The organism is Paenibacillus sp. FSL L8-0641 (genome assembly GCF_038006265.1).
Lineage (GTDB): Bacteria > Bacillota > Bacilli > Paenibacillales > Paenibacillaceae > Paenibacillus > Paenibacillus polymyxa_D.
Map to the genome: position 1 here is coordinate 5,490,579 of NZ_JBBOUW010000001.1, position 13,634 is coordinate 5,504,212.

Consider the following 13,634-nt stretch of genomic DNA (forward strand, 5'->3'; position numbering starts at 1 on the left):
CCGCCCTACCTGTAACGGCAAGTTTAAAGACCACCCCGCTAAAAGGATGGCCTTTAGGACTGCTATTCTATTCTAATTGCCTCGATATAAAGCTCGATTCTCACTTCATTTCCGACGATAACCCCGCCTTTTTCCAGAGGCGAGTTGAATGTCAAGCCAAATTCATTGCGGTCAATACTGGCTGTTGAATGAAATCCTACACGTTCCCGGCCACGAGGGTCTTTGTTTAGTCCTTCAAAAAAGGTATGAAAAGTGATGGGTTTGGTTACTCCATGCAGAGTTAGATTGCCCGTAAGTTCATATTGCCTTTCGCCAGCAAGGACGCAGCTGGTGCTTTGAAACGTAATGGTTGGATACTTGGCTGCATGAAGGAAGTCGTCACTCTTCAGGTGTTCATCTCGTTGCGATTGGCGAGTTGTAATACTATTTGCATCTATGGAAGCCTGAATACCCATGGTTTTTAAATTGTTGGGGTCAAAACTCAAGATCGCTTGGAAATGCTCGAATACTCCTTTAATTCTACTAATCATTAAATGCGTCACCGAAAACTCGACGGAGCTGTGGTCCGGATCCACTTCCCAATTGATATCTTTCATAAATAAATTCCACCTCTATAATAAGATTTTGAGAAAGGTCGCCCCTCTCAAAGCACTGCGATATTCGCATACCCCTAATATACAAAAACGCTACTGACAACGGGATGTCAGTAGCGTTTTAGCATTTTTTCGGCTTCCTCGTAAATCCGATTTCGTTTACATTTTATGGATAATGCATGTACACCTTCTTCACGATTCGTCTTTGTCGAAATAATCATCGGGCAAATGCAGTTCTCGCAAACAACCGATAAATTTTTCTCTGAAATTCGGATTGCTTTTGTATTTCGGCCATACCTCCTTATAATAAGACAGCAGCTTCTCATGTGGAATAATGCCCCAGTATAAAATCAAGTTATTCAGAACCTGCGGGTCGCCCCCCATCAACATCTGTTCAATGATCTGCCAGCTTCCCAGCTTGTTTTCGCAACTGCGCGCGGCATAGATGGCAGTGGTTTGCATTTTCGGGTCGGCGTGACACAAGAAAGGCGCAAAGTTCTGGAGCGTAATCGCACCGTACTCTTCCAAGATATACCCTGCATAACGCAACGTTTCCGGGTCGTGAATCCGGTCAAGCCTTTGCAAGATCACTGGAATAAACTCCGTTAAATCCTCAGTTTTACTGGAAGCGTGCAGAATCTGTAAAGCTTGCAGAAAATCCTCATGTTCATCCGATTGCAACAGCTCCAGAGTATACTTTCTACCCGTGTCAAAAGAAGCTTTGCAGATGAGCCAAATGGCTGTGGTCCGATTTTTGGGGCTTTGCTCCGCAATTTTTTTCAAAAAAGCAAGGGTTAGCTGAGAGACTTTCTTAAACTTGAACATTCCATCAAGCGCTTTGGCTTGGATTTCTTCGTTTGGAGCGCTCTGATAAATCTGGATCAGCGCATTCTCATCACCCGGCATTCGACTGCCAAACCACCCGATATCATAATCCAGAATAATTTCATCCAGCCAGCGCTCATACCAGTCCAGAAAGCTGTCCTCATAGACAAAGAAAAAAGGATGATCAGGATGAAAATCGGAGGTGTACACAATTCTCCCCCTATATTTCCCCTCAAGTACGAGATACATGTCGTATTCGCAGCCTTGGGTGCCTATGCACAACATGCCGCCCAACACCTTATTACAGGTGTCGTCGTATTCCTCATCGGGAATGTCCTCGTCCTTGGTCAGGGGCTCAATTAGACGGTTCCATTCCTCTTTGGTCATCCCGGGGTACAGAACGGATTTTGCAAGGAGCGCTTGGCGCTCGGTGTAGGAAGTTGCCTTTTCAATTGAATATATTCCATAATAGGGTCCGGCGCCTCCATTGCCGATGTTCGTTAAAAACAGCGCATAAGGCTCAGGAAGTGTGACCTGATTGTGGGCTTGCCAGTCCGCCAGCTCTTTTGCTGTAAGCTTCTCTTTAACCCTATATTGATGTGAGGATGATCCAAACACTGAGAAACCCGCGTCTTTGCGCATAGCTTGGCTCAGTTTGTTTTTTATTCGATCCAGTTGCGTTTCTTTCTTGCCAAACCACATATTTGAACCCTCCTGTTGACCATAGCCAGGTTTCCTTTGTTTGCTTATCCAGCAATTTTATTATTTTTTCTATGGGTCGTACCTCTTAAAAGTGTTATGTATCTAGAGACTCATCAAACGCAGTTCATTTTAAACAACATATCGTGAGGGAGAAAGTAATGAAAAGCCAATTAAGAAATATTACGGTCGACGGTTATGCCTTCGTTTATTGGTACTCAGGCGGGTCTCGCTTCATCCTAAACCTATCTCCGAAAGAGAATAAAAACATCAAAATCACGCTCATCTTTCAGGCGAATCCCCCTGAAGAAGAACCCCATACTTTTTGGTCCTTTTATGACATTTCAGCCCAAAATAATGAAATAGAAACTGTCATCCATCTAGGTAAACCCAAACATATTGCTGAAATCATCTCTTACTTGATGGCAAAACGACAAGAACTTTGGGGCCAGGGGAAGCCTCACGTTCTGGATCATGCCTGGGATTTACTAAAGGAAATGGGCTATTCCGAGTTAAAACCGATTTGGATTAGACAGTGGTAGTGATAATGGTTTGTGGACTAGCCCCCTTTGACCACTCAAAGGGAGCTTAAAGTTCACAGATATACGATTATTCGTTATCCGGCGTGGCCGGACTGGCCGGGGGCATCAAGCCTTTAACGGCGCCGAGAAACGGGCGAATGGACTTGATCATGCCGTAGCCCATCTTCACGACCGGGAGAAATTTCTGGATCATGCCGAACAGCCGCAAGCCGCCGCCGAGCATACCGCCAAGTCCTCCTGCGCCTGCAGTGGAGCCGCCAAGGCCGCCTAACAGCGAGCCCATCATCGGCAGGAATGCCGACACCTTGGCGTCCGGCTTGCGGGAGCGCGAACGGCCAGACGGTTTACGTGCGCCGCTTTTCCGGTTGCCGAGACGGACGCCCGGGGCATGCGAACTGGCTCTGCGTTTGAGAGATTGGGAATTTTGCCTCCCGGAAGAAGCGCGTGGAGGAGCCCCAGCACTGGCAAGTATCAACCCGCCGCGATTAACGTCGGTGATGTAGCCGACGTAGGTCTCTCCGCTGTGCAGGGTGACACAGACCGGACGGCCTTGAAATTTCTTAGCCCGTGCACGCATCTCCTTCGATTGTGCCATAGAAGTTCACCTCGCTCACTGATTATAATTCAGTTTACGCCAGGGGCGGGCTGCCTGCTTGTGCGAATAGGACATACGCACGCCAAAAATCGCTTGGCGGGCTCACCGCCGTTCAAGTCCGCCCAACGGTCCCCACGCTAAATCAAGAGAATTGCCAAAAACCTGCTACTGGATGTTGTATCTCATTCGTCCCCACTTTGGCGAAAACATATAGTGATCCAAAACCAAAAGGATAATTGTAATCCTCCTGAAGCAACGTTTCGGGGTAGCCATCTTCATCTACCTGAAATAAAAAAGAGAATGACTCCTCCTTCAGCTTCGCAAAATAATAGTCTTCATTTTGAATAAGTCTCGGGTTTCCGCCTACTTTGATCAAAAAAGGCTGATCCATCGACTTTTCGTCATGGCTTAGTTCCCCGTTTGAAATTACATGCTTTATAAGACCCGGGTTAGTAAACATATCTTTGACGCTTTCAGTCGAAATGGGATGCTCAATCACCTTGATCGGGCAATTAGGATAAATGTTATTTTCCAAATACTCCTCATAGTCTTCAGGGATGAAGATCGAAATCATGCTCTCAGGTTTAAAGGGATGGACGAGGCTCAAGTAAAAAACATATTTTGGGTTACCTTTGTGGATGAGGTCTGATTGATCATCAAAGAATTTAGGTGCATTCCCGCCGATCCAGCCTGCACTATGCTCTTTCGATAGGTCAGATTCGGCATAATAAAGAATACAATTTGCTCTCTCAACTAAAATATTCATTTGATTTTCATTAGGCATTTTACAACTCTCCCTCAAGAAACGCGAATACTCTTACTCCGCTGCCTCCGCCAGCCATGCTTGCATAGCCGGAGACTCCGCCCGGTTCAAACGCAGGGCGATTTCGGTATTGATCTCATCCGGCGGCATGACCTCGACAAGGACGCATACAGCCTCTCGCGGTTGATTCAAGGCAAACACGCCTTCATCATCGAGCATTTTCATCGCCAGCTCCATGGCCTTCAGCCTCGAATCAAATTCACAATTCCATTCGTCAGCTTCAAGCTCCGCAATGGAAGGACGCTCCATAAACAATTGTTTAACATCATCGAACTCCTCATCCCTGAAACAACAATAGGGTGAATCGGCATAGGACCATTTGATGAGTTCCGCAATCGTTGATCCCGGCGTGTCGCTTTCGTCTCCTTGCCTGGCCGCTTCCCTCTCCAAGGCCTCCCATGACCAGGCGGAAATGCTTGGCGCATGTCCCTCTCCAGTAGTAAATAGCGCGCAGTAATAGTAACGTTCGCCGTTTTCAAAAAGAGTGCGAAAGGATGTCCTAGCCACATCGGCAGTTTCTGCCGCCAGCGCCTCTATTCCTTGCGTCGGTTTCATGACATTCGCCCCTTAGCCCTATAAAATATACATCTTGTTTCCATTACAAGGATTGTTCGTCCTAAATCTTCCTACTATTCACCTGAATCCTGGAAATATGTGCGATTAGGGTTCTAATTCAAGGTGCATCTTGGCTTCCGCCTCATCCCATGGCACCGAGTAACCCGCCCCTTTGGCGCAAAAGATAGAGGAGGATGTATACAGTGGGTCTGCCTCTTTGCGGTAGCCCATCCGCTCTATGACTTCCTCCGTATTATGGCAGCGGTCGTAGCCGCTGAACACGCAGCGGATACTGCCTCGTCCATGCGTAAAGGATGCGAATTCGGCACTGTAGTTCATGAAAGTCGATACAGGCACCCTGCCCGTGACCACCGCTTGCGTTCCGGTTGTCTGCGGCGGATTAAAAGTACCTGAAGCACGCTGAATATCGGACAGCACCCTGCCCATTTCATCGATAGCGACCTTGATTTTAAAATCGTAAAAGGGCTCCAGCAGCACGTTGTCCGCCTTCTCCAGACCCTGCCGTAGTGCTCGAAAGGCAGCCTCACGAAAATCGCCGCCATGGGTATGTTCTTTGTGCGCGCGGCCCCTCAGCAGCGTAATGTTCACGTCGGTGACCGGCATGCCGGTCAGCAGTCCGTGATGCTCCCGTTCATAGAGGTGATTCCGAATCAAATTCTGATAGCTGACATTCAGATCATCGGCATGACATCTGCTATCGAACATGATGCCGTTGCCCCTTGCTCCCGGTTCAATCAGCAAATGCACTTCTGCATAATGCCTGAGCGGTTCGAAGTGGCCGTACCCTTTCACAGCCGATTGAATCGTTTCCTTATACAAGATTTCCGGTTGTCCAAAAGAGATAGCAAAGCCAAAGCGCTCTCTAACAAGCTGCTCCAGCACTTCCAGCTGAATCAATCCCATGACGCGGATAGAAATCTCCTGCAATTTCTCATCCCAAACGACGTTCAGAGACGGCTCCTCCGCCTCCAGCGTGCGAAAAGCACCGAGCACTTTTTGTACATGTATCGAATTGTCGAATACTACCCTCGATTGTAACGTCGGCTCCGAATCGTAAGCTAACTTGTCTGATATCGACCCCAGGCCTTGTCCGGCCTCGGCGGCGGACAAGCCGGCAACCGCAAACAAATCGCCAGCTTCCACTTGTTCCACCGGCTGCGATTTAAGGCCGTTAAACAAGAAGAGCCGCGTAACTTTTTCGTCATATTGAACCCCGCCGCTCTCGTAACTAAGCTGTTCTCTCACCTTCAGCCGACCACCCAACGCCTTAATGAACGTGAGTCTCGCTCCGCCTGCATCGTGCCGAATTTTATAAACCCGCCCCTGGAACGAAGCATTCTCGTCATAAGTGGTTGTCGTCAGCAGATGCAGCTGATTCAGAAATTCAATGACGCCTGTATCCTGAAGCGCAGAGCCGTAAGCACAGGGGAAGAGAAGACCCGCCGCTATCATCCTCTGCAGGGCCTCCAGCCAGAAGCCGGAATCCTCTCTCCCCTCTAGGAACGCTTCCAGCAAGGCTTCGTCCCGCTCCGCCATGCACTCCCGCAGCGGCTCGCCAACTATGCCGTCAGCGAAGCTCTGTGTAATGCAGCATACTTCCCCCGTCAACTGCTGACGGATATCCGCCTCGGTTCTGCCTGCATCCGCACCGATCCGATCCGTCTTGTTGATAAAGAAGAACGTCGGAATCCGATGCTTACGCAGCAGCTGCCAGACCGTTTCCGTATGGCCCTGGACACCTTCAACTGCGCTTACAATCAGGATGGCATAATCAATGACCTGAATCGCCCGCTCCATCTCCGGGGAGAAATCGACGTGTCCGGGCGTGTCTATTATGTAATAGCTATCTCCCTTATATTCTATTACCGCCTGATCTGCGAACACCGTAATGCCCCTTGCCCGCTCGATGTCGTGGCTGTCCAGAAACGCATCCTGATGATCCACCCGCCCCCGCGACCGGATACTGTTCGTATGGTACAGCAGCTGTTCCGCAAAAGTTGTCTTACCTGCATCCACATGGGCGAACAGGCCAATCGTTAGTCGCTTCATAGAATCCCACTTTCAACGCTTCTTGTTAATACTGCTCATTTTATTAAAGCATAGAAATCGGGAGAGTGGGTAGGAGTTGGTTTTGAGTGAGGGTCTTTTTTATAAACAGAGGATAAATTTAACGAGTTACATTTATATTGAGTGATTTCTCCAGATTAAAATATAATTAATATACTATTAAATCTCCCCTTCGAATCTACTCCAACTTGGAGAACTTCGCCTAACCATCATTCCCGACCTCATTATTGTTATAGTCGTCAATAATTGACATCGTTTTACTTGCCACTTCACTACCGAGTGAGGCATACAATTTCTTATCGCCAATCACATAAAATTCTTCTTTAGCTCGCGTCGCTGCAACATTCATCATATTGGGATCAGAGACAGCCCATCTTGCTGCCCCACTGCTATCAGAGTCCGCTCCAAGAACAAAGTAGACGACTTTGGCTTCTTTCCCTTGAAAAGTATGAACTGTACCAATATTCGTTGTCTTCCCGTTTTCTCGTTTTGTGAATTTAATTTCATCTAAAACCTGGGCAAGCTTATAAGCCACATTTCTAAATGGGGTGATCACATAGATTTCATCCGCTAAATCCGGATCTTCCTGCAAACGTTTATCAATCATTCTTTTCAATAAGTCAGCTTGTTCCTTAACAAATTTGTCATTTGCTTTACCGGTTGAATCATACCATTGTGATTTCCCTCGTGCCTCATCTGCTGATTTACCTTGTACCATCAACCCCTCATACGAAATTTCATTTGAAATCGTAAACATCGGATAGTTCGAGCGTCTGTGTACCCAAAGGGGTATGCCAATCCATTCATCCTCATTTTTTTGGAAACCATACTGACTTGTGGCATCCACAATGGTTTGAGTAGAAGCATCAGCAGAAACAAATTTCTCATCGACTTCATAGTGTCTTCCAATTAAGGTTAAAACATTTGAACCTAGCGTCATTACGGGTTTTATTTGTGATGGATCCCCAACGACCATAACCTTTTTACTTCTAAAAATGGCACCAACACTAGCTTGTGGCAGTGCTTGGCCCGCCTCGTCTATAAACAGATTACCTATTGAATCTTCATTAAGATTTTTAAACATTCGACCAAAACTAGCAAAAGTAGTGCTGACAACGGGGATCGCGAAATTCAACCAACTCCATGATTCTGAAATTAGCTGCTGTCCATTCTCTTTTCTCAAGTATTCAGACTGCTTATTCCAAATATTTATCGCGGCTTTTAAATTGCTTTTGTTTTCATACAGGAATTGCTTTCTAACTTTTAAGGCTAGAATAAATAGCTCTGATTGTAATTTACGGAATTTCACTGTAAACCATGGATTAGACTTTTGCAGCTCATCATACGATTGTGAAAAATCTGGTTCCTTAATGCCACTTTGATACTTGAGTTTTTCTAACAATACAATTTCTTGTTCCACTTTTTTAAAACCATTTTGTTGTTTGACCATCCATCGATCGAAGTTAGCTCTTGTGTCCTGAGTTTGTTTTTGGACATACTCACTTTTCGCAACATTTTCCCTTAACCTATTTTCGAGTCGCCTACGGTCATTTAACCATTTCGTTTTTTGTTTAGATAGATCATTTAAATGATCGTTCACATTATTCAGATCTTTGAAGTACTGCTCAACTTTTGCCTTATTAAATATTTTCTGAAGCCACAAAAAACTTGGCTTTTGAGAAGTAACTACGTCATAATTCCTTTTAGCTTGAGCTTGTAGATCAATTAGGTTTTCTATTTCAACAGAAGCATTTGACCAATCCTCTTGGAGATTTTCAATTTCTTGTCCCAGTCTTTCTAGTTCACGTCTCGCTTCTTCTTCCTGTGAGATTAAATCTGTTCGTTTCTTTTTTTCTTCTTGTTCAAATGCAAACATTTGCTCTTTATGCTTGGTTTTTAATTTTCGAAGAGCATACATATTCTCGCTATAGTCTTGCATTTTATCTCTTTCGATTTTTAATTCAGCATACAGACGGGAGAATTCTTGATATACACTTTCACCTGTATTCGCTTGATCATGATCCTCTAAATCTTTTTCGATTGCTTCAATAGTTAAAAGTAACTTGTTCATGTTTGTTGACGCGCCGCCCTCTAACGAGAACACACCCCAATTTTCCTCATGTAAAAACTCACTTTTAATCTCGCGATTCTGTCCAAAACCTTCACCGGTTAATTTAGAATTGGAAACCTCTTTAAAATAATCTGCTTCATCTAGTAGCTTTTGAAAGTCGCCCGCAATCGTTTCTTTCTTTGGTAACTCCCTAACAATATTTTGGACCGCCCCATTGTTTGAACTTGCAACAACAATGTTTTTATCTGAAATGGAATGTGGTAAAACACCAAGCTTAAAATCTTTCCAATAAACCAGACTCCCTTTAATCCTTTTATCAGAAAGCTGCACAATTTCCGCTGTCTGTTGTACGACTAAATCAGCAAAAATATCTTTTAACAGTGTTGTTTTCCCTGTTCCTGGCGGGCCATTGACACTACGAATATCATTTTTATCATTTAAAGCTAGATTCACCGCAACCTGCTGCATAAAGGAAAGCGCGAAACCGGGATTACTTGGGAACCGCCCGAGCGGATAGAACTTAGGTTGTAAAATAGTTGTCTCGAAAATTCGGGGGTTAAAATGAACGGACTCTTTATTGCCATCCAGATTGTGCCTATGTCCCGGAAAGCCATTAAAATATCGATCCAAATTTTTATTAGTGATTGTCTTTGCTTTGTTCAGATCTTCAATAAAGAACGAATGTAGATTTACATCTCCGTTATCCAGGTTTTTCACAAATGCATAGCGGAAATTTTCTGCGGAAATTTGATATTTATGAAAAAGCTCAGAGATGGTGGTATGAAAACCTTCTTCAAATTTGCTGTTCAAATCTTCTCTAAATATGTTTTCAACTTTCAAAAAATCTTTCGGTAATTCACCATGTTGGCGGATATAACCACTCATTGTATAAAACAATTTGTCTGCTAGAAAATTCAATTCGTTATCAAAATAGATAGAGAAGGTGAATTTGTCAGATTTACTAACTTCCTCGTAGGTTTTAGCAATCTTGTATTTCTCCCTCAATAGTTCAACAACTTCTTGAAAATCGAAAATATCGAAATATAATGCTAAGCCCGATTTCTTAAAGAACTTATCTGATACATCTTGTTGTTTTTTTTGCTTCATTAAAAAGTCTGAAAAAAACTGATTCCAATCCTCTTCCATTGTATGTATGAGCTTTAGCGATTTGTCTTTTTTATTAATAGAACCTTCGGATAACTGCTCGATCGTAATCCAAGCATTTAAGATATCTTGCCGTTTATTCATGAGTCTCCCCCCATTATCATCTGTAATTACTATTATAAAGCTCTCACCCTGTCATCTAAAGACAAAAAGAAAAGCTCCCCAACTTAGAGAGCTTATCAATGTACCATTCAATTATATAAGATTTCACTGCTTTTAACAGTGTATTGTATTCCACTCTTATTCCAGCTCTGTCTTTGAGTTAATCTTAATGACATTGTGCATGTGCAGGTTTACTAAATGCTGAATATCTTCCCCAATCAAGGCCAGCGCATCTCTCCAGAACTCTGGTGAACGCACATCGATACCCATTAACTGCCCGGCATCTGCAACCATGGTGGTGCTGCTGGCGGCCAGGAAGGCTTGAAATTGCTCGGCGAATCCGCCTTCACGTTTCTTATACTGCGCGAATAGCCCTTTAGAGAACAACAGCCCGAACGAATACGGGAAATTCAGAAACTCATTGCCTGTCATATAATAACCAGCCTTGCTAACCCACTGGTAAGAATGAATAGAATCGGGGTCAATACTGCTTCCATAGGCCGCAGACATGGCATCCTGCATCAGGCTGTTCAGTTCTTCCACCGTTAGCGAGCCTGATTTCCTATGCTCATAAAGCTGGCTTTCAAACAGATAACGGGCATAGAAATCAATGATATAATAACCGGCATCCGAGAGGCTCCGCTCCAGGATCGGCAAGACTTCTCCTTCCGATGCACTCAGCAGTAACTCTTGATTAATCAGACCCTCACAAAAGATCGACGCCGTCTCGGCAATCGGAATCGGATAATCTATATTGACCATAGTCTTTCCGGCAAGACAGCTGCTATGGTAGGCATGACCAATCTCATGCGCCAGTATACCAACATCCATATAGCTCCCGGTGAAGCTGGTTATAATCCGGCTCTCTTGGATTGGTGCGATATCAATGCACATGCCAAAGTTCCCTTTTCCTGCCCGTGACTCCGCATCGATCCATCTGGAGATGAACACCTTGCGGGCGAACGCACCCAGTTCTGTACTGAACGAGTTAAACCCGGCAACAATAAGCTCTTGTGCCTCCGGGTAGCTAATTTTGACGGAAGAATCCTCGCCAACCGGAGCAAAGATATCATGGAAAGGGAGCGGTCCTGCGTGGCCCAGAAGCTTTGCTTTGTGAAGATAATACTGATGAAAGGCAGGCAGGCTCTCCTTAATCGCTTGCAGCATTGCTTCCAGCGTCTCCTGATCCATACGTGAGGTCTCCAGTACTTTATGCAGCGGCGATTTGTACCCTCTTAGCTCATAGATTCCTATCGCCTCTCCACACACCGCATTAAGACAAGCTGCACTCTGTTCGGCAACACTGCGGCAAGCCTTGGCTTCCGCTTCATATGCCGCCTGCCTAACCTGAGAATCATGGTCGTACACCAGATTGCGCAGCTCCGTCAAAGACAGCTGATGCGCTGCCCCTTTCATCTCCACCTCTACACGCAAGGTAGACTGTATCTTCATGTACAGCCTCTCCCACGCTTTGGCGCCGGTAAGCTGCATCCGGGCAATGACTGCCTCGGCTTCTTCACTGAGCAAATACCTTGACTGCTGCTGCAGCTGACGCAAATAAAAAGCATGCCGACCCACATACTCACCCGAGCCAATAATAGTATCAAGCTCTTCCCCACTCATGCTTGCCAGCCATTTGCTGAAACTTGCTAGAGCTTCTTCGGAACCCGCGGCCATTTCTTCCAATACATCCATCTGATTTGCTGCTTCTGTATTCCCGTTGTCAATGCTGAATACCAGTTCTGCATAGCTGAATAAGCACAGATACACGCTCCTGAATGCATTATATTGCCTAAGAAAATCTTCCGTTAGAATCTTAGCCTTCTCTTGAGTGTGTAAATGAAGCTTTGCCATCGCACCAAGTTCATCTGCAAGCTCTGCTGCATGTTTATAATCCTTTTGATATTTCTCCGACTGGAATGAGGAATACAGGCTCTTCAAGTCCCATGTTAAGTTCATCGCCGTTAATCTCCTTATCGTAAACACAAGCGATGCTATACGTATCCCGGCAACCGGCCATATCGAACGTATAGCAGGCTGCGTTATATTTTATTGGGATAATTCGAATATTGTATTCTGCGGCTAAGACTTACATGTTTCCACCTCTTCCGGTACTATGTTAAGCAAAGTTAATGTCAAGTATAACACGCCCACTTATTCCCTAATATGTGATAAGTCGCTGACCAATCTTCTTCTTCACTCACACCAAAAAGCGCCGCATCCGCAGGACTCGTCTCATTTTATCCTATTCATACCCTACAGATTGGTATCTACCTGTTTTCAGGCGAATGTACTCGCTGTATCTCAAGGTCATCCCTCCATATGTATCATTGATAAAGTCTAAATAAAGTAGAGTAAATTTCGCCCTACTTGTGATACGGTTCACCGCGCTGTCTGTAACGGTGAGTTTTTAAGATAGTTCAATGCTAAATACTCTTTCATTTGTGATATAATTAGGGATAAAAAAGGTGATTCATTTGGATCAAATTAACAACGTAAAGCCTCAGTTCGCCAAATTTACTGGAATTTATATGTCGGGTTTTTACATTAACAATCCGAGACTTCTCACAGTTATGTGTTTACTCTTCGATCAAGTTTATCTTCCTAATCATCTTGAATATGTTATTGAATTTTCAAAAAAATATAAATTTATTGATTCCCGCGACTTCAATGATAAAATAGTAATAGAGCCAATGCACGATGATACGACCGACCCATTTGCTCATTTATCAACAACACAACGAAATACCGCTAATCAATATCTTCAAGCCGTCATGAAATTTTCAATTCACCACTATAAGTTATTTGGTGAGATTATTAAATCAGACTTCTTTCCTGATGATGAGGTTTTAAAAGCTGAATTAGTGAAAAAGGGTGCCCCAGGGGAAAAAAACACATATAATGTTAGCGTAAACTCTATGACTGTCACTCTTGAAAACCAAGAAAGAACGACAAATATATTAGAATCTGGTGCGATACCCATCTTTGGAAAACATCACATCCGTCAGCAAATGCAGGCGGACAAATACCCTAGTAAATTTCTTACTTCACTACTAGCTATGAAATCTATTGATTTAGTTTTACCGCCCATCAAATCAGTAGAGCCTGAAATAATACTTCAAGCAAGATATAACCTTAGGGAATACTTACCCTTATTTTGGGCAGAGATGTTAAGATTCTCCCAAAAATTTAAACATTCTCTAACCCCTGGCACTTCAATTGATGATGTAATTATCGAATCGAACGATTTTGTAGACGTTCACATAAGACCGATAATAATTGAAATAAATCACAAAATGGTAAAGGATAGGGAGACTCGCTTCAAAAACTTAATTTCACCAAACCCTAAGGATAAAATTCATCTATCGATTGGTAATCCTGGTTCGACACAGTTAGAACTTATAAAAGCTGGGATTTCATTGGAAACAGGCATGGATTACCATAATGTTATTCCCCGTTCAAATGCAGGTCATTCAGGGCTAACTTTTCTTCTTAATCTATCCCAGTTGGTAAATTAAGCATGACTATGACTTAAACATGATAAAGGGGTTATCCTGATTTAATGGATACCCCTTAA

Annotated in this window: 10 protein-coding genes; 2 read left to right on the plus strand and 8 right to left on the minus strand. The window is 44.1% G+C overall.

From position 1 onward, the window contains the following. Positions 1-62: 62 nt before the first annotated feature. Entirely contained in the window at positions 63-596 is a 534-nt protein-coding gene (locus MKY16_RS24810) for a YceI family protein (RefSeq protein WP_029518903.1), read from the minus strand. Between the two features lie 189 nt (positions 597-785). Beyond that, positions 786-2,120 carry an SMI1/KNR4 family protein gene (locus MKY16_RS24815; protein WP_340957480.1) on the minus strand — a complete coding sequence of 445 codons (1,335 nt, stop codon included), beginning with the start codon at positions 2,118-2,120 and terminating at the stop codon, positions 786-788. 158 nt (positions 2,121-2,278) lie between these two features. Here MKY16_RS24815 and MKY16_RS24820 point away from each other — a divergent pair, with 158 nt between their 5' ends. Further along, positions 2,279-2,659, plus strand: coding sequence for a hypothetical protein (locus tag MKY16_RS24820; RefSeq protein WP_340957482.1), 381 nt, complete (start codon positions 2,279-2,281; stop codon positions 2,657-2,659). Between the two features lie 67 nt (positions 2,660-2,726). On the opposite strand, the gene MKY16_RS24825 is transcribed toward MKY16_RS24820, so the two are convergent. From MKY16_RS24825 to MKY16_RS24850, 6 genes are all read right to left on the minus strand, one after another. Continuing rightward, positions 2,727-3,254: a hypothetical protein gene (locus MKY16_RS24825; protein WP_069012336.1), complete on the minus strand. Its 528-nt coding sequence runs from the start codon at positions 3,252-3,254 to the stop codon at positions 2,727-2,729. A gap of 142 nt (positions 3,255-3,396) precedes the next feature. Next, a complete protein-coding gene (locus MKY16_RS24830) occupies positions 3,397-4,038 on the minus strand; it encodes a hypothetical protein (protein ID WP_340957484.1) in 642 nt (213 codons plus the stop codon). A 33-nt stretch (positions 4,039-4,071) separates the two neighbouring features. Further along, positions 4,072-4,632, minus strand: coding sequence for a DUF4303 domain-containing protein (locus MKY16_RS24835; RefSeq protein WP_340957485.1), 561 nt, complete (start codon positions 4,630-4,632; stop codon positions 4,072-4,074). Positions 4,633-4,737: 105 nt separating this feature from the next. After that, positions 4,738-6,702 carry a translation factor GTPase family protein gene (locus MKY16_RS24840; RefSeq protein ID WP_340957487.1) on the minus strand — a complete coding sequence of 655 codons (1,965 nt, stop codon included), beginning with the start codon at positions 6,700-6,702 and terminating at the stop codon, positions 4,738-4,740. Positions 6,703-6,922: 220 nt separating this feature from the next. Next, complete coding sequence (locus MKY16_RS24845; RefSeq protein WP_340957489.1) at positions 6,923-10,039, minus strand: DEAD/DEAH box helicase; 3,117 nt, start codon at positions 10,037-10,039, stop codon at positions 6,923-6,925. 156 nt (positions 10,040-10,195) lie between these two features. After that, positions 10,196-12,016 (minus strand): M3 family oligoendopeptidase, encoded by a 1,821-nt coding sequence (locus MKY16_RS24850; protein ID WP_340957491.1) that lies wholly within the window; start codon positions 12,014-12,016, stop codon positions 10,196-10,198. A 518-nt stretch (positions 12,017-12,534) separates the two neighbouring features. On the opposite strand from MKY16_RS24850, the gene MKY16_RS24855 reads away from it, so the two are divergent. Next, the gene (locus MKY16_RS24855; protein WP_340957492.1) at positions 12,535-13,575 is read left to right on the plus strand and encodes a hypothetical protein; all 1,041 of its coding nucleotides are present in this window, start codon (positions 12,535-12,537) and stop codon (positions 13,573-13,575) included. Positions 13,576-13,634: the final 59 nt, after the last annotated feature.

What these genes read in the sequence shown, in the direction of transcription:
- MKY16_RS24830 (WP_340957484.1), bottom strand. Translation starts at nt 4,038, where the DNA reads ATGCCTAATGAAAATCAAATGAATATTTTAGTTGAGAGAGCAAATTGT.
- MKY16_RS24835 (WP_340957485.1), bottom strand. Translation starts at nt 4,632, where the DNA reads ATGAAACCGACGCAAGGAATAGAGGCGCTGGCGGCAGAAACTGCCGAT.
- MKY16_RS24840 (WP_340957487.1), bottom strand. Translation starts at nt 6,702, where the DNA reads ATGAAGCGACTAACGATTGGCCTGTTCGCCCATGTGGATGCAGGTAAG.
- MKY16_RS24825 (WP_069012336.1), bottom strand. Translation starts at nt 3,254, where the DNA reads ATGGCACAATCGAAGGAGATGCGTGCACGGGCTAAGAAATTTCAAGGC.
- MKY16_RS24845 (WP_340957489.1), bottom strand. Translation starts at nt 10,039, where the DNA reads ATGAATAAACGGCAAGATATCTTAAATGCTTGGATTACGATCGAGCAG.
- MKY16_RS24810 (WP_029518903.1), bottom strand. Translation starts at nt 596, where the DNA reads ATGAAAGATATCAATTGGGAAGTGGATCCGGACCACAGCTCCGTCGAG.
- MKY16_RS24820 (WP_340957482.1), top strand. Translation starts at nt 2,279, where the DNA reads ATGAAAAGCCAATTAAGAAATATTACGGTCGACGGTTATGCCTTCGTT.
- MKY16_RS24850 (WP_340957491.1), bottom strand. Translation starts at nt 12,016, where the DNA reads ATGAACTTAACATGGGACTTGAAGAGCCTGTATTCCTCATTCCAGTCG.
- MKY16_RS24815 (WP_340957480.1), bottom strand. Translation starts at nt 2,120, where the DNA reads ATGTGGTTTGGCAAGAAAGAAACGCAACTGGATCGAATAAAAAACAAA.